Source organism: Streptomyces sp. NPDC059866 (assembly GCF_042731325.1).
GTDB lineage: Bacteria > Actinomycetota > Actinomycetes > Streptomycetales > Streptomycetaceae > Streptomyces > Streptomyces flavusporus.
The window spans coordinates 1-18705 of sequence record NZ_JBHWJT010000034.1; the positions used below are offsets into that span (position 1 = coordinate 1).

Annotated in this window: 18 protein-coding genes; 8 read left to right on the forward strand and 10 right to left on the reverse strand. The window is 72.1% G+C overall.

All coding sequences use genetic code 11. The features are described 5' to 3' along the window. Nucleotides 1-124 precede the first annotated feature (124 nt). Nucleotides 125-703, forward strand: coding sequence for a TetR/AcrR family transcriptional regulator (locus tag ACFV7R_RS37280; protein ID WP_385272034.1), 579 nt, complete (start codon nt 125-127; stop codon nt 701-703). A gap of 8 nt (nt 704-711) precedes the next feature. Here the strand turns inward: ACFV7R_RS37280 and ACFV7R_RS37285 are convergent, their stop codons facing one another. Further along, nucleotides 712-1404 carry an NAD(P)-dependent oxidoreductase gene (locus tag ACFV7R_RS37285; RefSeq protein ID WP_385272037.1) on the reverse strand — a complete coding sequence of 231 codons (693 nt, stop codon included), beginning with the start codon at nt 1402-1404 and terminating at the stop codon, nt 712-714. Between the two features lie 179 nt (nt 1405-1583). Between ACFV7R_RS37285 and ACFV7R_RS37290 the strand changes: the two genes are divergently transcribed. Next, nucleotides 1584-2114 carry a DM13 domain-containing protein gene (locus ACFV7R_RS37290; protein WP_385272040.1) on the forward strand — a complete coding sequence of 177 codons (531 nt, stop codon included), beginning with the start codon at nt 1584-1586 and terminating at the stop codon, nt 2112-2114. A gap of 164 nt (nt 2115-2278) precedes the next feature. Here ACFV7R_RS37290 and ACFV7R_RS37295 read toward each other — a convergent pair whose 3' ends face one another. Then, entirely contained in the window at nt 2279-3139 is an 861-nt protein-coding gene (locus ACFV7R_RS37295; RefSeq protein WP_385272043.1) for a LysR family transcriptional regulator, read from the reverse strand. 69 nt (nt 3140-3208) lie between these two features. On the opposite strand from ACFV7R_RS37295, the gene ACFV7R_RS37300 reads away from it, so the two are divergent. Further along, entirely contained in the window at nt 3209-4099 is an 891-nt protein-coding gene (locus tag ACFV7R_RS37300; protein ID WP_385272046.1) for a DMT family transporter, read from the forward strand. Nucleotides 4100-4113: 14 nt separating this feature from the next. Here the strand turns inward: ACFV7R_RS37300 and ACFV7R_RS37305 are convergent, their stop codons facing one another. After that, on the reverse strand, nt 4114-5115 hold the full coding sequence (locus ACFV7R_RS37305; RefSeq protein ID WP_385272049.1) for a LacI family DNA-binding transcriptional regulator: 1002 nt from the start codon (nt 5113-5115) through the stop codon (nt 4114-4116). Between the two features lie 112 nt (nt 5116-5227). On the opposite strand from ACFV7R_RS37305, the gene ACFV7R_RS37310 reads away from it, so the two are divergent. Beyond that, a complete protein-coding gene (locus tag ACFV7R_RS37310) occupies nt 5228-6391 on the forward strand; it encodes a Gfo/Idh/MocA family protein (RefSeq protein ID WP_385272051.1) in 1164 nt (387 codons plus the stop codon). 51 nt (nt 6392-6442) lie between these two features. Here the strand turns inward: ACFV7R_RS37310 and ACFV7R_RS37315 are convergent, their stop codons facing one another. Then, nucleotides 6443-7054 carry a TMEM175 family protein gene (locus ACFV7R_RS37315; protein ID WP_385272054.1) on the reverse strand — a complete coding sequence of 204 codons (612 nt, stop codon included), beginning with the start codon at nt 7052-7054 and terminating at the stop codon, nt 6443-6445. Between the two features lie 76 nt (nt 7055-7130). Continuing rightward, the gene (locus tag ACFV7R_RS37320; RefSeq protein ID WP_385272057.1) at nt 7131-8165 is read right to left on the reverse strand and encodes a LacI family DNA-binding transcriptional regulator; all 1035 of its coding nucleotides are present in this window, start codon (nt 8163-8165) and stop codon (nt 7131-7133) included. Nucleotides 8166-8273: 108 nt separating this feature from the next. Here ACFV7R_RS37320 and ACFV7R_RS37325 point away from each other — a divergent pair, with 108 nt between their 5' ends. From ACFV7R_RS37325 to ACFV7R_RS37335, 3 genes are read left to right on the forward strand one after another with little or no spacing between them, the layout of a single operon-like run. Next, nucleotides 8274-9413, forward strand: coding sequence for a phytanoyl-CoA dioxygenase family protein (locus ACFV7R_RS37325; RefSeq protein WP_385272059.1), 1140 nt, complete (start codon nt 8274-8276; stop codon nt 9411-9413). Between the two features lie 15 nt (nt 9414-9428). Then, complete coding sequence (locus ACFV7R_RS37330) at nt 9429-10205, forward strand: SDR family oxidoreductase (RefSeq protein ID WP_385272062.1); 777 nt, start codon at nt 9429-9431, stop codon at nt 10203-10205. 41 nt (nt 10206-10246) lie between these two features. After that, nucleotides 10247-11251: a Gfo/Idh/MocA family oxidoreductase gene (locus tag ACFV7R_RS37335; RefSeq protein ID WP_385272065.1), complete on the forward strand. Its 1005-nt coding sequence runs from the start codon at nt 10247-10249 to the stop codon at nt 11249-11251. Between the two features lies 1 nt (nt 11252). Here ACFV7R_RS37335 and ACFV7R_RS37340 read toward each other — a convergent pair whose 3' ends face one another. The 5 genes from ACFV7R_RS37340 to ACFV7R_RS37360 form a co-directional block, all read right to left on the reverse strand. Then, a complete protein-coding gene (locus ACFV7R_RS37340) occupies nt 11253-12623 on the reverse strand; it encodes a glutamate decarboxylase (protein WP_385272068.1) in 1371 nt (456 codons plus the stop codon). A 189-nt stretch (nt 12624-12812) separates the two neighbouring features. Further along, nucleotides 12813-13628, reverse strand: coding sequence for a BTAD domain-containing putative transcriptional regulator (locus ACFV7R_RS37345; RefSeq protein ID WP_385272071.1), 816 nt, complete (start codon nt 13626-13628; stop codon nt 12813-12815). Between the two features lie 275 nt (nt 13629-13903). Then, nucleotides 13904-15118, reverse strand: coding sequence for an alpha/beta hydrolase family protein (locus ACFV7R_RS37350; RefSeq protein ID WP_385272074.1), 1215 nt, complete (start codon nt 15116-15118; stop codon nt 13904-13906). A 12-nt stretch (nt 15119-15130) separates the two neighbouring features. Then, nucleotides 15131-15808: a TetR/AcrR family transcriptional regulator gene (locus ACFV7R_RS37355; protein WP_385272077.1), complete on the reverse strand. Its 678-nt coding sequence runs from the start codon at nt 15806-15808 to the stop codon at nt 15131-15133. Between the two features lie 95 nt (nt 15809-15903). After that, nucleotides 15904-16629, reverse strand: a complete 726-nt coding sequence (locus tag ACFV7R_RS37360) for a 4'-phosphopantetheinyl transferase family protein (RefSeq protein ID WP_385272080.1) — start codon at nt 16627-16629, stop codon at nt 15904-15906. A gap of 235 nt (nt 16630-16864) precedes the next feature. Here ACFV7R_RS37360 and ACFV7R_RS37365 point away from each other — a divergent pair, with 235 nt between their 5' ends. Then, nucleotides 16865-18679 (forward strand): fatty acyl-AMP ligase, encoded by a 1815-nt coding sequence (locus ACFV7R_RS37365; protein ID WP_385272083.1) that lies wholly within the window; start codon nt 16865-16867, stop codon nt 18677-18679. The last annotated feature ends 26 nt before the right edge of the window (nt 18680-18705 follow it).

Sequence of the window (18705 nt, forward strand, 5' to 3'; positions counted from 1 at the left end):
GTGGATGCGTGCGGCCGCACGCATCCACGGCGCGACGGCACCCCACTGCTAAAGTGGAGGTACCCCTCCACTGTAGCGGAGGCTCACCTCCGGTTCAATTCCGTCCGGCCCCAGGGAGGCAGCAATGACGGCCCAGACGTTTCCCGTGAGCGAGATCGTGGCGTCCCGGCGGCCGCACCGGAAGGACGCCGCCCGCAACTACGACGCCCTGCTGGCCGCCGCGCGCGAGGCGTTCGCCGAGCACGGCGCGGACGCCTCCCTGGAGGACATCGCCCGTCGCGCGGGCGTCGGCATCGGCACGCTGTACCGGAACTTCCCGACCCGTCGGCATCTGTTCGAGAGCGTGTACGCGGGCGAGGTGAACGACCTGTGCCAGGTCGCCCAGGAGGTCGCGGACCAGGAACCGTGGGAGGCGCTCACGGCCTGGCTGCACCGGTTCACCGGCTACCTGGTGACCAAGCGGGCGGTCCGCGAGGCACTCAACGACGAGTCGGACATCTTCCTGGCCTGCCGGGAGTCGATGTACGCGGCCGGCACCCCGCTGTTCGAGCGGGCGCAGCAGGCCGGGGTGGCGCGCACGGACATGGACTTCGGCGACCTGGTGCGCATGGTCGCGGGCATCACCTCGACGAACTTCGTCGACGACGCCCAGCGCGACCGCGTCCTGTCCGTCGCGCTGGACGGCGTGCGCGCCGCGCGCTGAGGACATCACTACCTGCCCACCACCTCCTTGCGCAGCAGGTCCAGGAACGTGGGGGTGCCCTGCGTCGTGCGTACGTCGACGTAGGCGCGCACGTGGCGGTCCTCGACCGCGTGGTGCAGCAGCGCGTGGGCGAGGTCGGCGCGGGCGGTGTACCGGCCGGGCAGCCGTACCGTGCCGACCTGGTAGTCGCTGACCGTCTCCGTGTCGAACAGGCCGCCGGGGCGGATGACCGTCCACGCGTGGTCGGACTCGCGTACGACGTCCTCCATGCGGCGCATGTCGTCGTAGACCGTGCGGCCGAGGAAGCGCACGACCGCCGGTTCCAGCAGCCTGCGGAAGAGGAACCCTTCACCGGGTGCCGCCGTGTCGAAGAGGACGGTCGAGGTCACGGCCACCAGGCGTCGCACGTCGTGCTTGGTCATGGCCTGCGTGATGTGGGTGATACCGGCGGAGTACACCGTGACGGGACGGCGGCCGTACGGCACGCCGAGTGCCGAGATCACCGCGTCCTGTCCGGCCACGGCGGGTTCGACCGCCGCCGGATCGAGTACGTCCGCGCCGACGACGCGCAGCCGGGGGCCGGAGACCGGGAAGGCGTCGGGGCGGCGGGTGACGGCAGTGACCGAGTGTCCTGCGGCGAGGGCCTGTCGGGTGGTCTGCCGGCCGGTGGGGCCGTTCGCGCCGAAGATGACGATGTTCACTGGTTTTCCCCTCGTGCGTGTGGGTTTCCGCCAGTTGTGAGGGCGTGGGCGGCCGGGAGTGTGACATCGTCGGGCGCGCCGTAAGGGTTCCGTCATCTCCTGACCGTGGCGGTCCGGCCGTGCGCACGTCTTGAATGGATCTTCCGGAGAACGGAACGGGAGGAGACGCCGTGGGGCGTATGGGCAGGGTGTTCTTGGTGGCGCTGGTGCCGGCCGTGGCGCTGGTCGGGGCGGGGCTGTACTGGTTCCAGCCGTGGAAGCTGTGGCAGGACGAGACCGTGCAGGAGGCGCTGCCCGCGGCAACCGGCACACCGGCGCCCGCGCCGAGCACCTCGGCATCGCCGGAACCGGCAGGCCCGGTGACGGTGGCGCGCGGCGAGCTGATCAGTCACGAGCACGCCACGTCCGGCACGGTGACCCTGCTGCGGCTTGCGGACGGCTCCCACGTGCTGCGCCTGGAGGACCTCGACACCAGCAACGGCCCGGATCTGCGGGTGTGGCTGACGGACGCGCCGGTGAAGGAGGGCCGGGCAGGCTGGCATGTGTTCGACGACGGCGCGTACGAAAGCCTGGGGCAGCTCAAGGGAAACAGGGGCGACCAGAACTACGCCGTACCCGCCGGCGTGGACCCGGCCGCGTTCACGAGCGTGAGCATCTGGTGCGACCGGTTCGACGTGTCGTTCGGGGCGGCGGAGCTGGCCCCCGCATGAGCACCGTGCCGGCCCACGTCGGGGCGCCCGCCGCACCGGGCGCCCCTGGGGCCGTCACCGCGGGACAGCCGCCGTCCCCTGTGCGGCGGCTGTCTCCACGGCCATCGCCGTACCGAGCAGCCGCGTGAGCGCGAACTGTTCGGCCTGCGTGGCCGTGCCCAGGCTCAGCCGGGCCGGTACAGCGCGACGAGCAGTTCGATCACGGCCTGGGTGGCGGGGTGCGGGTCGTCGCGCCACCAGATCAGCCGTACGGCGACCGGTTCGGCGTCGCGCACCGGCCGGTAGACGACGCCGGGGCGCCGGTACTGGTGGGCGGTGGACTCCGCGGTCAGCCCGATGCACCGGCCCGTGGCGATCACGGTGAGCCAGTCGTCGACATCGTGGGTCTCCTCGGTGGCCGGGCGGGAGTCGGGGGGCCACAGGTCCACTGTCGTGGTGCCGGTGCGACGGTCGACGAGGAGCGTGCGCCCGCTGAGATCGGCGAGCCGGACGGAGCGACGCCGGGCCAGCGGATCGTCGGCGGCCAGGGCGCACAGCCGCCGTTCCAGGCCGACGATGGCGGAGTCGAGGCGCCGGTCGTCCGGCGCCCTGCGCACCACCGCCAGATCGCACATCCCCTCCAGCAGGCCCGCGGTGGGCGAGTTGACCCGCACCAGGTGCAGTTCGGTCTCCGGGTGGGCGGCGCCCCACCGGCGCTGGAAGGGGAGTGTGTGCCGGCCGAGTGCCGCCCAGGCGTAGCCGACCCGCACCTGGATGTGCCCGGCGGTGGCCTCCCGGACCAGGTGGTCCACCTCTACGAGCACCCGCCGGGCGTGCGCCAGGACCCGCAGTCCGGTCGCCGTCGGCGTCACCTGACGCGAGGTGCGCCTGAGCAGCCGTACGCCGAGGGCACGTTCGAGGGAGGCCAGAGTGCGCGACACGGCGGCCTGGGAGACGCCGAGCGCTGTCGCGGCGTCGGTGAAGGTGCCCTCGTCCACGATCGCGACGAGGCAGCGCAGTTGGCGTAGCTCCACATCCGCATCCATGACTCCAGCGTATGGATGGATCGGAGGTTGCATTTTGCGCAAGGGCCGTACGGCTGCACCATCGCGGGCATGCGAGCAGCTCCCGCACGCCGCGCCGTGCCCACGCGTCTTCCCAACCCGCAGTCGCCCGCCAGGGGTTGGACCGGCGTGGTCACGATGGTCGCCAGCGGCCTGTCCAACCAGACGGGTGCCGCCGTCGGTGCCCTGGCCTTCCCCGTCATCGGCCCGGTCGGGGTCGTCGCGGTCCGGCAGTACGTCGCCGCCGCCGTCCTGCTGGCCGTGGGCCGCCCGCGGCTGCGGGACTTCACCTGGCCTCAGTGGTGGCCGGTGCTGCTGCTGGCCGTGGTGTTCGGCACCATGAACCTCAGTCTGTACACCGCCGTCGACCGGATCGGTCTCGGGCTGGCGGTGACGCTGGAGTTCCTCGGCCCGCTGGGCATCGCCCTGGCCGCCGCCCGGCGTCACCTGGACGCCTGCTGTGCGGTGATCGCCGCGGCGGGCGTGGTCACCCTGATGCGTCCGCGGCCCTCCGCCGACTACGTGGGGATGGGCCTCGCCCTGCTGGCGGCCGTGTGCTGGGCGTCGTACATCCTCCTCAACCGCACCGTCGGCCGACGCGTCCCCGGCGCGCAGGGGGCGGCGGCAGCGGCGGGCGTCTCGGCCGTGCTGTTCCTGCCGGTGGGCATCCTGGTCGCCGTACAGCGCCCGCCCACCGCCGAGTCGGTCGCCTGGGCGGTGGCGGCGGGTGTCCTGTCCTCGGCCGTGCCCTATCTCGCCGACCTGCTGACGCTGCGCCACGTCCCCGCCCAGGTGTTCGGGCTCTTCATGAGCGTCAACCCGGTCCTCGCCGCGCTGGTCGGCTGGGCCGTCCTCGGTCAGGGCCTGGGGAGCTGGGAGTGGGCCGGCATCGGGGCGGTCGTCACGGCGAACGCGCTCAGCCTCGTCACCCGGCGCGAGTGAGGGCGGCCGCGACGTCACCCTCGGACGGCGGCCGTGGTGCCGCGGATCTCCAGCGTCGGCGTGGCGAGGTGCACCCTGCCCTGCCCTTCGCGTCCCTCGAAGCGGTCGAGCAGGCAGCGGGCGGCGCGGCGGCCGACCTCGTGGCCGGCGTTGTCGACGGTGGTGAGCCACAGGTGCCGCAGCCGGGAGATGCTCGTGTTGTCGTAGCCGGTGACCGACAGGTCGTCCGGGACCCGCAGGCCCAGCGCCTCGGCCGCCGACAGGGCGCCGACGGCGGCGATGTCGTTGACGGCGAGGACGGCGGTGGGCCGGTCCGGGCGGCCGAGCAGCCGGACCGCGGCGCGGTGGCCGCCCTCCTCCGTCATGTCGCAGGCTTCGACGACCGCGCCGTCCGCGAGCCCGTGCTCCCGCATCGTCGACTCGAAGCTGCGGCGCCGCAGTTCGCCGACCGCGCCGTAGCCCGCGATGTGCGCGATACGGCGGTGGCCGAGCCCGACGAGGTGCTCGGTGACCAGCCGTGTGCCCCGCTCGTCATCGCCGGCGACGACGTCGACGCCGCTCGGTACGGGTTCGCGGGCGCCGGCGACGACGAGCGGGATGCGGTCGGCGACCGTGCCGAGCGCCGCCGGGTCGGGCAGGGTTCCGACCACGATCAGCCCGTCGACCCGCAGGTCCAGGAAGGGGCCGGTGAGGTCGTGTCCCGTACGGCGGTTGAGGCGGGCGTCGGCGAGCAGCATGTGCAGGCCGTTGTCGTGGAGGAGGGAGTTCAGGCCGTCGAGGAGATCGACGAACCACGGGTTGCGGAGGTCGTTGAGGAGGACGCCGACCGTGCGCGTGCGCTGTTCGCTGAGGCTGCGGGCGGCGGCGTTCGGCCGGTAGCCCAGCTCGCGCACGGCCCGCAGCACGGCCTCCCGCTTCTCGGGCCGTACCTGGCCGGAGCCGCGCAGCACCAGCGAGACCAGTGACTTGGAGACGCCGGCGTGTTCGGCCACGTCACGGATGGTCGGCGGTCGCATGGGATGGACCGTTCCATGCGACGCGGCGGGTTGTCAAAGGGGTTGACACCTTGCGGAAGACCCACTCAGGGTGGCCTGGACAGAATGTGGACCGGTCCAAAGAGGGGCTGTCATGGTGGATGCGTTCGGTGTCGCCGTCATCGGATTCGGCTGGATGGGCCGGGTGCACACCCAGGCGTACGCCCGCCTCCCCCACCACTACCCCCAACTGCCCCTCCGCCCGCGCCTCGTGACCGTCGCCGAGGAGGTGCCCGGCCGCGCCGAGCAGGCCGCCGAGCAGTTCGGGTTCGTCTCGGCGACCCGCGACTGGCGCGAGGTGGCCGCCGACCCGCGCGTGCGAGCGGTCAGCATCACGGCGCCGAACTTCCTGCACCGTGAGATCGGCGTGGCGATGGCCGAGGCCGGCAAGCACATCTGGATCGAGAAGCCGGTCGGCCTGACCGCCGAGGACGCCCGCGCGGTCGCCGACGCGGTCGCCAAGGCCGGCGTCCAGGGCGCGGTCGGCTTCAACTACCGCAACGCACCCGCCGTGGAGGCCGCCCGGGAGCTGATCGCCACCGGCGAGATCGGCACGGTCACGCATGTCCGCATCCGGCTGTTCAGCGACTACGCGGCGCATCCCGAGGGCGCCCTGACCTGGCGGTACGAGCGGGAGCGCGGCGGCAGCGGAGTGCTGGGCGACCTGGCCTCGCACGGCGCGGACCTGGCCCGTTTCCTGCTCGGCGACATCGCGTCGCTCACCGCCGACACGGCGGTCTTCGTCCCGGAGCGGGCCCGTCCCACCGGCGCCACCGCGGGCCACTCCCGCGCCGTGGGCGGTGAGCTCGGCCCGGTCGAGAACGAGGACTACGTCGACTGTCTGCTCCGCTTCGCCTCGGGCGCCCGCGGTGTCCTGGAGGCCTGCCGGGTCTCGGTCGGCGAGCAGAACAACTACGGCTTCGAGGTGCACGGCACCAGGGGCGCGGTGTTCTGGGACTTCCGCCGCATGAACGAGCTGCGGATCAGCCGCGGCACGACCTACCAGGACCAGCCCGTCAGCACCGTGTACGTCGGCCCCGGACACGGTGAGTTCGCCGCCTTCCAGCCGGGCGCCGCCAACGCCATGGGCTACGACGACCTGAAGGTCATCGAGGCGTACCGCTTCCTGCGCTCGATCGCCGAGGGCACCCCGCACGGCGCCACGCTGTCGGACGCGGTGCACAGCGCGGCCGTACTGGACGCGATGGCGCGGTCCGCGGAGAGCGGCGCCTGGGTCGCCGTGGACGCGCAGGCGTGACGGTGAGCGGCGCCTGGATCGCCGTGGACGCACAGGCGTGACGGTGAGCGGTCAGCGCGCCTTGCGGGCCCGTCGGCCGATCGCGGTCTTGACCGGGATCAGGACGAGCCACCACCACACGGCCGCGGACCCGGTCAGCAGAGCCAGCGGGATGGTGAGGAGGAAGATCACCACCGTCGTGGCGCCGTCCAGGACGTCCAGCGCGGTGCCCACCCCCGAAGGCTCCTCGCCGTGCAGCCAAGGGCGTCGAGCCAGGAGAACGACCAGCGCGAGGTGGGTGGCACCGAGTGCGGCGACCGCCGCCGCGTAGATGGCGACCGAGACGGGTTCGTCACCGTAGTCGGAGATCAGCCTGGTGGGGAAGGGCAGCAGTGCCGCAACGCCCAGGCCGAGCACGGCCAGTGCGATGACCTGTCCGTCGATCTGCCGGACGGCGCGGAAGATCCGGCGGTGGTCGCGCCAGAAGCTGCCGAGCACCGCCACGCTGAGCGCGTAGGCCCCGAGGTCGGGGAGGAGCTCGCGCAGAGCCTCGTGGTACTGCGGGGAGTCGAGCTCCCGCGGCACGGTGAGATCCAGGACGAGCAGGGTGACGGCGATGGCGAACACGCCGTCGGCGAGGGCCACCAACCGCTCGGGCCCGCCGTCCGGGATGGATTTCCACATGCGCACGACGGTAGGGAGCCGGGGCCCGCCGAGCGGGGATACACGCCCGGGCCACGGGCCCGAACGCCGCCGTGGGTCACACGGCCGTCGCCTGCGGTGGCATGTTGTAGGGCGTGACCACCTGGATCGCGGAGGGCAGGGTCGGTCCGGCGGGCGGCAGGGCGCCCTGGGCGCGCATCACGATGTGGCAGGCCTCCCGCACGTCCTGGCGCAGATCGTGGTGGAGTACGGCGGACAGACGGTGCTCGCGCAGCAGCCGGGTGTTGTCGCGGTCGAGGTCGTGCGCGACGAAGACGGCGCACTCGCGGCCGAGGTCCTCGAAGGCCCGGAGGGTGGCGATGTTGCCGCCGCCGATCGAGTAGACCGCGCGGAGGTCCGGGTCGCGTTCCAGTGCGGCGCGCACCAGGTCGTACTGCGTGGCGTCCAGGCCCTGGCCCTCGGCGATCTCGACGAGCGTGCGGCCCGGATGCCGGGCGCGCATCGCGGCGCGGAAGCCCATCTCGCGCTCCTCCTCGTTGCGGAAGAAGCCGCTGCTGAGGCTGGTGAGCACATGGGCGGGCCGGTCGCCGAGCCACTGCCCCATGAGGTACGCGGCCGTCGCGCCCGCCGCCCGGTTGTCGATGCCGACATAGCCGAGGCGTGCACTGGCGGGCAGGTCGGTGGCCAGGGTGACGACCGGTATGCCTGCGGCCACCAGCCGGCCGACGGCGGCAGTGACCTCGGGGACGTCGGGCGCCTTGAGGATCACGCCCTGCGAGCCGCGCCGGGCGATGCGGTCCAGCGTCGCGACCAGCTCACCCACCGGGCCGGTCTCCCGGAAGTGGAAGCGGGAGCGCAGCACCGCCGGGTGCAGGGACGGCAGTTCGGCCTCCAGGGCGGCGCGTACGGCGGTGGTGAACCGCTCGGGCGCCTGCATCACGATGTCGACCATGAAGGTGCGGCCGACGAGCCGGACCTGGGTGCGCTGCCGGTCCAGGTCGGCGATGGCCTGCCGGACCTCACGGGCGGTGCTCTCCCGCACCCCGCCCCGGCCGTTGAGGACCCGGTCGACGGTGGCCTCGCTGAGGCCCGCCTGCCGTGCGATCTCCCGGATCGGGAAGGGGTGGCCCATACGGTCGGCTCCTTGAGGGCTTTTTGATGGCTCGCTGCTGGTTGTTCGAGGGGTTTGTGCTGACAAGAATGACAGCGCTGCGTCGCCCCTGTCACCGAAAGGACGAGGATGTCCTTCACTTCCTGGCTGTCCGAGCGGGACTGCGCTCTCGACGCCTTCCGCGCGCTGGTCGAGCGGAAGACCGATGTCGCCGACTACCCCTGCGCCGCGTCCGTGGAGCGGAACGTCCTGGTGTACGAGAGCGACCGGCTGCCGGGGAGCCGCCGGGACCTCCAGGCCGAGCTGGTGCGCGCGCTCGCCGAGGGCCCGGGCATCGTGGTCTTCCGGGGGGCGTTCCCGGATCCGGCGATCGTCGACGGGATCACGGACGTCTTCGACGCCCTGATCGCCGAGCAGCACGCCTCGGGCGCGACCGCCGGTGACCACTTCGCCAGGCCGGGCGCCAACGACCGGGTGTGGAACGCGCTGGAGAAGGCGGCCCTGTCCGACCCCGAGGCGTTCGCCGACTACTACGCCAACGATGTCCTGGCCCTCGTCTCGGCGGCCTGGCTCGGCCCCGGCTACCAGATCACCTCGCAGGTCAACGTGGTCAACCCGGGCGGCGCGGCCCAGACCGCCCACCGTGACTACCACCTGGGCTTCCTCTCCAGCGAGACGGCGGCCGCGTACCCGGCGCACGTCCACCGGCTCTCCCCCGCGCTCACCCTTCAGGGCGCGGTCGCGCACTGCGACATGCCGGTCGAGACCGGCCCGACGATGTACCTGCCGTACTCGCAGACGTACGAGCCGGGCTATCTGGCGTGGCGGCTCCCCGAGTTCCAGGCGTACTTCGAGGACCGTCACGTCCAGCTCCCGCTCGCCAAGGGCGACGCCGTCTTCTTCAGTCCCGCGCTGTTCCACGCCGCCGGCACCAACCGCTCCGCGGACGTGCGGCGGATGGCCAATCTGCTCCAGGTGTCCTCCGCCTTCGGGCGCGCGATGGAAACCGTGGACCGTGCGGCGATCGTGAACGCCGTCTTCCCGGTACTGCTGAAGCGCAGGGCGGAGGGCGAGCGGTGGCTGGAGAACGTGATCGCGGCGAGCGCCGAGGGCTACTCCTTCCCCACCAACCTCGACAGCGACCCGCCGGTCGACGGTCTTGCCCCGCCCGCGCAGGCGGACGTCGTACGGCGGGCGCTGCGCGAGGCCTGGACACCCGAGGCGCTGCGGGACGAACTGCGGGCCGGCGCCGAACGGCGCGCGAGCTGAAAGGACCCCAGAACCATGGGACTTCTCGACGACAAGGTCGTCCTGGTGGGCGGTGGCAGTCAGGGCGTCGGCGCCGCGATCGCGCGGGCCGCGGTCCGGGAGGGCGCGGTCGTGGCCGTCTCCGGCCGGCGTGCCGAGCCCGGTGAGGCGTTGGTGGAGGAGCTGGTCGCGGCCGGCGGCAAGGCCATGTTCGTACGGGCCGACCTGGCCGACCCCGAGCAGGCGAAGGCGTCCGTCGCGCAGGTCGTGGCCGCGTACGGCCGGATCGACTGCCTGGTCAACTCCGCGGGCCTGACCTCCCGGGGCACGCTGCTGGACACCACGCCGGAGCTGTTCGACGCGCACATCGCCATCAACCTCAAAGCACCGTTCTTCACCATGCAGGCCGCCGTCGCCGACATGGTGGCGCGCAGGGCACCCGGCACGATCGTCAACATCATCACCTCCTCCGCACACGGCGGACAGCCGTTCCTCGCGCCGTACGTCGCCGCCAAGGCCGGGCTCATCGGGCTGACCCGCAACGCCGCGCACGCGCACCGCTGGGACCGGATCCGGATCAACGGCCTGAACATCGGCTGGACCGCGACCGAGGGCGAGGACGCGACCCAGAAGACCTTCCACGGCGCCGGGGACGACTGGCGCGAACAGGCCGCCGCCCGGCTGCCGATGGGCAAGCTCGGCCAACCGGACGAGATCGCCGACTTCGTGGTCTTCCTGCTGTCGGACCGTTCCGGCGTGGTGACCGGTTCGGTGATCGACTGGGACCAGAACGTGCTCGGTGGCCTCGACTAGCCCTCCCCTCCTCGTACGACCCCCAAGGAGCTGCAACCCCCATGCGCATCGGAATCCTCGGCCTCGGCCGTATCGGCGCCTTCCACGCCGAGACCCTCTCCGGACTCGACGCCGTCGAGTCGCTCGTCGTCGCCGATCCGTTCGCGGAAGCGGCCAAGGCCGCCGCCGAGCGGTTCGGGGCCGAGGTCGCGGACTCGCCCGAGGCCCTGCTGGCCGCCGGCGTGGACGGCATCGTCGTCGCGGCGGCGACGGATGCCCACCCCGCCCTGATCCTGGCCGGGGTCGAGGCCGGTGTCCCCGTCTTCTGCGAGAAGCCCGTCGCCAAGACCATGAGCGAGGGGGTGCAGGTCCTCAAGGCCGTCGAGGGCAGTGCCGTGCCCGTGCAGATCGGCTACAACCGGCGCTTCGACGCCGGGTTCGTCGCCGCCCGGGCCGCCGTGCAGGCCGGTGAGCTGGGCACGCTGCACACCGTACGGTCGACGACGCTGGACCCGGCGCCGCCGCCGGCCGCGTACATCGCCGCCTCCGGTGGCATCTTCCGCGACTGTTCCGTGCACGACTTCGACATCATCCGCTGGGTGACGGGCCGTGAGGTGAGCGAGGTGTACGCCGTCGGCGGCAACCGGGGCGCCGACTACATCAGGGAGGCGGGGGACGCCGACACCACCGGCGCGGTCCTCACCCTGGACGACGGCACGATCGCCGTGGTGTCCAACAGCCGTCACAACGGCCGGGGGCACGACGTGCGGATGGAGCTGCACGGCTTCGACGACTCCATCGCCGTCGGGCTGGAGGACAAGCTGCCGCTGCGGTCGGTCGAGCCGGGCGTGACCTTCCCGGCGGGCACTCCGCACGACTTCTTCATGGACCGCTTCACCGCCGCCTACCGGGCCGAACTCGCCGCGTTCACCGAGGTGGTGTCGGGTTCCCGCCCCTCGCCGTGCACGGTCGCGGACGCGCTGGAGGCGGGGTGGATCGCGGAGGCGTGCACGCTCTCCCTGAAGGAGCACCGGCCGGTGCGCATCGAGGAGGTCCGCACCGTCTGACTCAGTGGTGGAAGCATGGCCAGTCCGCCGCGCGTGCCGTCGGCCCCTGCGACAGACGGCCGACGGCGGTGCGCAGGTCGTCCGCCAACAGTGCGATCTTGTCGTACCCGGTGCCGTGCCGGACCAGAACCCGCTGGACGACGGTGTCCTCACGGCCGGCGGCCAGCGGGTAGGCGGGGACCTGCCAGCCTCGACGGCGCAGCTGGTCGCTGACGTCGTACAGCGTGAAGGACGTCGCGGCGGGGTCGGTGAGGGTCCAGGTGACGGCCGGGAGGGCGTCCTGGCCGTCGTAGAGGACGGTGAAGGGGCCCATGCCGGCGAGTTGCTCGGCCAGCATCCCGGCGGTGGCGGCGCAGGCGGTGTGGATCTTGGTGTAGCCCTCGCGGCCCAGGCGCAGCAGGTTGTAGTACTGGGCGACGACTTCGCCGCCGGGGCGGGAGAAGTTCAGGGCGAAGGTGGGCATCTCACCGCCGAGGTAGGAGACGCGGAACACCAGGTCCTCGGGGAGCAGGCCGGCCGACCGCCACACCACCCAGCCCACGCCGAGCGGGGCCATGCCGTACTTGTGGCCGGAGACGTTGATGGAGGCGACCCGGGGCAGCCGGAAGTCCCACGCCAGGCCGGGCTGGAGGAAGGGCGCTACGAAGCCGCCGCTTGCCGCGTCCACGTGCACAGGGACGTCGAGGCCGGTCTCGGCCTGGACGCGGTCGAGTTCGGCGGCGATCTCGGCGACCGGCTCGTAGACGCAGGTGTAGGTGACGCCGAGGTTCGCCACCACACCGATGGTGTTCTCGTCGACGTACTCGCGCAGTTGGTGGGCGCGCAGTCCCAACGCGTCCTGTTCCAGCGGGATCTGGCGCAGTTCGACGTCGAAGTAGCGGGCGAACTTCTCCCAGCACACCTGGACCGGCCCGGCGACCAGGTTGGGCCGGTCGGCGGGCCTGCCCTCGGCCCGTCGGCGCTCGCGCCAGCGCCACTTCAGCGCCAGTCCGCCGAGCATGCCGGCCTCGCTGGAGCCGGTGGTGGAGCAGCCGATGGTCGTTACTCCGTCCGGGGCGTTCCACAGGTCGGCGAGCATATGGACGCAGCGGCTCTCGATCTCGGCGGTCTGCGGGTACTCGTCCTTGTCGATCATGTTCTTGCCGAGGCACTCGTCCATCAGCGCGTGCACCTCCGGCTCCGCCCAGGTGGTGCAGAAGGTCGCGAGGTTCTGCGAGGCGTTGCCGTCCAGGCTCAGTTCGTCGTGGATCAGGGCCCGTACCGCGCGGGCGTCGGACACGTCGTCGGGCATCCGGTACTTCGGCAGCGCCCGCGCGCTGATGGGCAGCGCGTACACGTCGTCGAGGGGGCGGCTGGTCTCGTGCAGGGCCATGGAGGGAACCCCCGGATCGTACGGACGTCGCGAGGGAGGCCGGGGGGGTACCCGAGCAGCACATGTGAGGGACAGCGACTCGCCCCCGGCCTCCCTCAGTCCGCAATCTCGCACACCGGGCCCGGCCGCGCCTTCCGAGCGCACCCGGATGACGGGCTCGGGCCTCGCTCGTGGGTCTCAGGCACTCCCTCAGCGCGCCGCGGGTATCACCCCGGTGGCCTCCAGTCGTGACGGGTCGGCCCGGAGGATGGCCTCCAGGGCGAGCTGCAGCGGTGGTCCCGGTTCGACGCCCAGTTCCTCTCTGAGCACCCTGCGGGCGTGGTGGTAGACGCCGAGTGCGTCGCCCTGCCGGCCCGCCCGGTACAGCGCGGCCATCAGCTGGCGGTAGAACGGCTCCCGCAGGGGATGCTGGACGAGGAGGCCCTTGAGTTCCTCGATCACTTCGTGATGGCGGCCGACCGCGAGAGCGGCGTCGACGGCGAGTTCGGTGCAGTTCAGCCGTTTCTCTTCCTGGACGGCCCTGAAGGATTCGATCGCCAGGGAGCTCGGCACTCCCTCCAGAACCGGACCGCGCCACAGGGACAGGGCCCGGCGGAGAAGTTCGCCGGCCGGCCGGAAATCGGCCACTGAGTACCGTTCCCGGCCACAGGTGTAGAGCTGCTCGAATTCCTGGAAATCGGTCATGGCCTCACTCAGGTCGAGAATGTATCCGGACGACGTCGTGACGATCGGGGACGTTCCCCGAGGGCCGCAGAGGATTTTCCGCAACTGCGAGACGTACACGCGCAGGCTCGCGAAGGCACAGCGCGGCGGACCCTGCTCCCACAGTTCCGCCACGAGTTTCTCTCCGGGCACCGCCTCACCTGCCCTGACCAGGAGCAGGGTGAGCAGTTTGGTGAGTTTGGGCGCATCGGGCGTCAGATCGACGCCCCCACGGGTGACCCGCAGCCGCCCGAGCAGCTCGTAGCGCAGTGGATGGTCGGCTTGTGCAGAGAACAGGGACACGGCAACCCCCCGAATGCGTGGAACGCATTCAACTAAAACCGGCTCCCCCGTCCGTCCCGAGATCCTGGGACGCCTGTTACTCGAAAGTATCTTCTTTCTCGGGAAGCCTATGCCAGCTCGTCCACCGATGCCAGGCCCTACCCGTTACACACTTATTAATCCGAGTAAAACTGGCCCGGTTCGGACACCCCCTGGCCGTAAACAAATGAGTCGCCGTTCAATTAAAACAGCCCGGCCCGCGGGGAACGGGCCGGGCTTGTGGCTTCGCGTACCGGTCACGCCGCTACCGGCCGGCCCTCCCCGAGGGTCCGGCCCAGCCAGGTGAACAGCTGTTCGTGGTAGAGACGCATGGCGCCGGAGTGGCAGTGCGCTCCGCCGCCCTCGTCCGCGGTGAAGACGTACAGCGTCTTGGGCGAGTTCAGGCCCGTGTACACCTTCTTCGCGTGCTCGAGACCGGCGAAGAACATGTCCTCCTCCGCGTCCAGGACGAGCACTGGGCACCGCACCTGCCCGATCACCTCGGACAGGCCGAACGCGGGCAGCGTACGCAGCAGTTGGGACGGGGTGTCCGCGCCGAAGGTCCACAGCGCCTGCCGCAGCAGCCAGCGGGTGAAGGTCTGCTGGGCGGCGATGCCCCACATCACCGGGTCGGCGAAGTCGTCGCAGCCCTGCTCGACCCACTCCAGGACGAACGGAGGCAACGCCACGACGTCGCCCAGCTGCCAGACGGCGTCATGGGCGACGCACCCGGCCAGCCGGTGCTCGAACGCTGCGGCCCGCACGGCGAGCAGCCCCCCGAGGCTGGTGCCGACCAGCACCACGCGGTCGGGGTCCACACCGGGCAGGTCCTGCGCGTAGTCCACGACCGGGGTGACCACCTGCTCCCAGTCCGGCCGGAAGACCAGCCCCTGCTCGCGCAGCACGGAACCCTGCCCCGGGCCTTCGAAGCACAGGCAGTCGTAGCCGCGGGCAAGGGCGGCCGCGGCGACGAAGAACCAGCCCTCCTCGAGCGTGGAGTCGATGCCGCCGTGATGGACGACCATGGGCCGGGGCTCGCCGGTGTCCTCCCCCCGGTAGAGGTAGCCGGGCAGCGAGGTGTCCTCGTAGGGGATGCGGACGAACTGCGGTGGCCGCTCCATGAGTTCGGCGGCGTCGGCGAAGGTCGCCCGGGACAGCCGCATCAACCGCAGGGCCTCCATGTCCTGTGGGTCGTCGCGCTGGAAGAACTCGGCGGTGCGGTAGTAGTTGTGCGCCCGCAGCAGTGCGGCACGGGCGTCGACGCAGCGGCCCTCGTCGAGGGCGGTGGTGCCCAGGCGGTGCACGCGTTCGGCGAGCTGGGCCCACTCCCTCCGCCACGCCTCGGTGTCGCCGTCGGGGATCCGGGCGGCGACCGAGACGACCTCGCCGAGCTGCGCACCGCCGTAGTCGGCGTAACCGGCGGTGCGCAGGGCCTGGTAGTCGAAGGCTGGGTCGTCGAAGAGGAACTTCATGGCAGCGGCTCCTTACGGTGGCGGCAGGTGCTCCGGTGCCGTGCCGGGTCCCGGCCCGGCACGGTTCGCGCGGGTTCCGTTCAGGAACGTGTCGACGATCGACTCGGCGAACGCCGCGGATTCCACGGGGCGTTGCCGCAGGATCAGGCGGGCGGCCATCGGTCCGGTGAGGATCTCGACGGCGTCGTCCAGGTCGAGGCCGGCGCGCAGTTCGCCGCTGTCGATGCCCTCCCGCAGGGCCTCGACCAGGGCCTCGCGCCGCGCCGCGACGACGGTGTCCTCGAACCGTTCGACCAGGTGCGGGCGGCGTACCGCCTCACCGAGGAGGCTGCCGATCAGCCGGTGCAGCTGGGTGTCCTGGCCGCGATGGCGCAGCTGGTCGACGAGCGTCACCAGCTTGTCCCGCAGGGTCAGTCCGTCCAGCTGCGGCACGGGCAGGTCGAGGGTGCCCAGCGCGGCCAGCACCAGCTCTTCCTTGTTGCGCCAGCGGCGGTAGATGGTCGCGCGGGCGACGCGGGCCCGCTGGGCGACCAGGTCCATGGACAGGTCGCCGAAGCTGCATCCCTCGCCGAGCAGGCCCAGGGTGCTGTCCAGGATCGCCCGGTCGGCGGCGGGGTCACGCTGACGACCGCCGCGGGGAGTGCGCACCGGTGCGGCCGCCGGCTGTCGGGCGTGGGGCGGCTTGCGCATCGGACCTCCATGGGGTGGTGAGCCGACTGCCCTTTCCCAGCTGTGTGTTCGACGCTAGACCTGACGGTCAATCGAGTCAATGGTGTATCGATACATCACTGACTCGTTTGCTGCGCTCGCCCCTGCGGTCCCAGCGCACTGGCGACGAGGAACCGCTCGACACCGTCGCAGCGCAGCCGCCACTCGGCCGAGATCCGGCCCAGAACCCAGCCCTCGCCGTGGGGTTCGGGCCGCGGACGCAGCAGCCTGAAGTCGTACGCGAGGCCCACGCCGAGCGCCTTCGCGTACGCCTCCTTCAGCGTCCACAGGCGCACGAGCCGGGCGTTGCGCTCACCGGAGGGCAGTTCGCGCAGCTCCGCAAGCTCCTCCGCGTGGCAGAACCGCTCGGCGAGCCCGGGCGCCAGCAGCGGGCGCTGCCGGGCCTCCACGTCCACGCCGATCCGGCGGCCCAGGGCCACTCCGACCACCAGCACCCCGGCCGTGTGGCTGATGCCCGCGTCCAGCCCCGCGGGCTCGTGCACCACCGGCCGGCCCCACCCGTCGCGCCCCAGCCGGACCCGGTCCGGTGCCACGCCGGACACGGCAGCCACCGCGCGGCGCAGCAACAGCCGGGAACCCAACAGCCGCGCCCGTGCGGCGGGTTCCCGCGTCGCCAGATAGCGGGGCCAGTCGGCGCCGAGCAGGCCGGGGGCGGACGGCCCTGCGGCCGCCCGCGCCCAGTCGCCCAACCGGCCGTGGCAGACCACGAACCCGTCCCTCAGCGCAGCCTCCTGCACCGCACCCGACGCATCGTTCCCCGGTGTCAGTCCGATGGGCGCCATGACGAACTCCTCTCCGCAGGCACCGCATGCCGGCACGGATCGTGCCCTTCCGTACACACACCGTTGTACCGGCCGGTGCGCCTGCCGTCCGCCCAACCCCGCAGCCATGACGTGCGCACCAATTTTCGCTTTACGCCGCCTTTTCGCGGCGCCTAAAGCCTGGCCGCACGGATGGCACCCGGTGCCGCCCGGAGGTCTCATCCCGCACCGGTCACCGACCGCGAAAGGACAGCCAGTGCCGCACCAGCTTCAGCACCGAACGCTGACGGACGCCGTACGCGACGGCGTGCACCGTCACCCCGAACGCACCGCGTTCGTGTACCTGCACGAGGACGGCCCGGACATGCGTCCGGAGGAGATCGACTACGCCGAACTGGACCGGCGGGCCCGCGTGGTGGCCACCCGGCTGCGCGAGGCCGCCAAGGGCGATCCGACGCGTCCGGTCCTGCTGCTCTACCCGCCGACCCTGGACTTCGTCACGGCGTTCATCGGCTGCTTCTACGCCGGGCGTACGGCGATCCCGGCGCCGCTGCCCGACGAGCCCGGCGAACGGCTGGCCCGGGTCAGCAGCATCCTGCGGGACGCCGAGGTGGGGGCGGTGCTGACGCTCCCCGAGTACCGGCAGGCCATCGGCGCCTGGCTGACCGCCACCGGAATCCCGGACGTGGTGTGCCTGTCGACCGGCGCGGAGGACGACGCGGGCGTGGACGCCGGTCTGTGGGTCCCGCCCGCGGTACGCGACACCGACGTGGCCTTCCTGCAGTACAGCTCCGGCTCCACCAGCGAGCCCAAGGGCGTCATGGTCACGCACGCCAATCTCGCCGCCAACGAGGAGGCCATCCGCACGGCCATGCGCACCCCGGACGGCGTGGTGACCGGCAGCTGGCTGCCGCTCTACCACGACATGGGGCTGATCGGCATGACGCTGCAGCCGCTGTGGGTCGGCGGGACCAGCGTGCAGATGTCGCCGGTCTCCTTCATCAAACAGCCCCACCGCTGGCTGCGCATGATCCACGACTACCGGGTGGAGGGCACCGCCTCCCCCGACTTCGGCTACGACCTGTGCGTCCGCCGTGTCACCGAGGAGCAGTCCGCCGGCCTCGACCTCTCCAGCCTGCGGGTGGCGCTGAACGGGGCCGAGCCGGTGCGTGCCGGGACCCTGCGCGCGTTCGTGCAGCGCTTCGCCGGGAACGGGCTGCGCCCCGAGGTCGTGCTGCCCTCCTACGGGCTGGCCGAGAACACCCTGCTGGTCTCCAGCGGTGACACCGAGGCGCCGCACCTGGAACTCACCGTCGACGCCCATGCGTTGGAGCGGGACGAGCTGCGGCCCGCGCGCAGCGACCGGGCGGGCCGCACCCTCGTGGGCTGCGGCCGGCCGACGGACACCGAGGCGCTGATCGTGGACCCGGTGAGCCTGGAGGTGCTGCCCGACGGGCGGGTCGGCGAGATCTGGCTGCGCGGCCCGTCGGTGGCCGCCGGCTACTGGAACCGGCCCGAACTGACCGCGCAGACCTTCCGGGCCGAGACGGCGGACGGCCGCAGCGGGTACTTCCGCACCGGCGACCTCGGCGCCCTGCTCGACGGGGAGCTCTACGTCACCGGCCGCATCAAGGAGATGCTCATCCAGCACGGCCGCAACCTCTACCCGCAGGACATCGAGCAGGCGGTCCAGGACTCGGGTGAGGCGTTCCGGCGCGGCGGCGGCGCCGTGTTCACCGTGACCGGCCGGGCCGACGGCCGCTCGCACGTGGTCGTGGTGCAGGAACTGCGCTCCCGCGCCGCCGTCGACACCGACCTGCCCCAACTGGCCGCGTCCGTCCAGGCGTTGCTCAGCCGGCGGTTCCAGCTGGCCGGCGTGAGCGTGGTGCTGGTGCGTCAGGGGGTGACCCGCAAGACCACCAGCGGCAAGACCCAGCGCACGCTCATGCGGCAGCTCTTCCTCGACGGTGCGCTGCCGGTACTGCACCAGCGCCTGCAGCGCCCGGTCGCCGACCTGCTCCCCGCGACCGACGTGACGCCCGAACCGGCGGCCGCGTCCCTGCGCCCCTGACCCCCCGCGATTCGGAGAGAGACGTA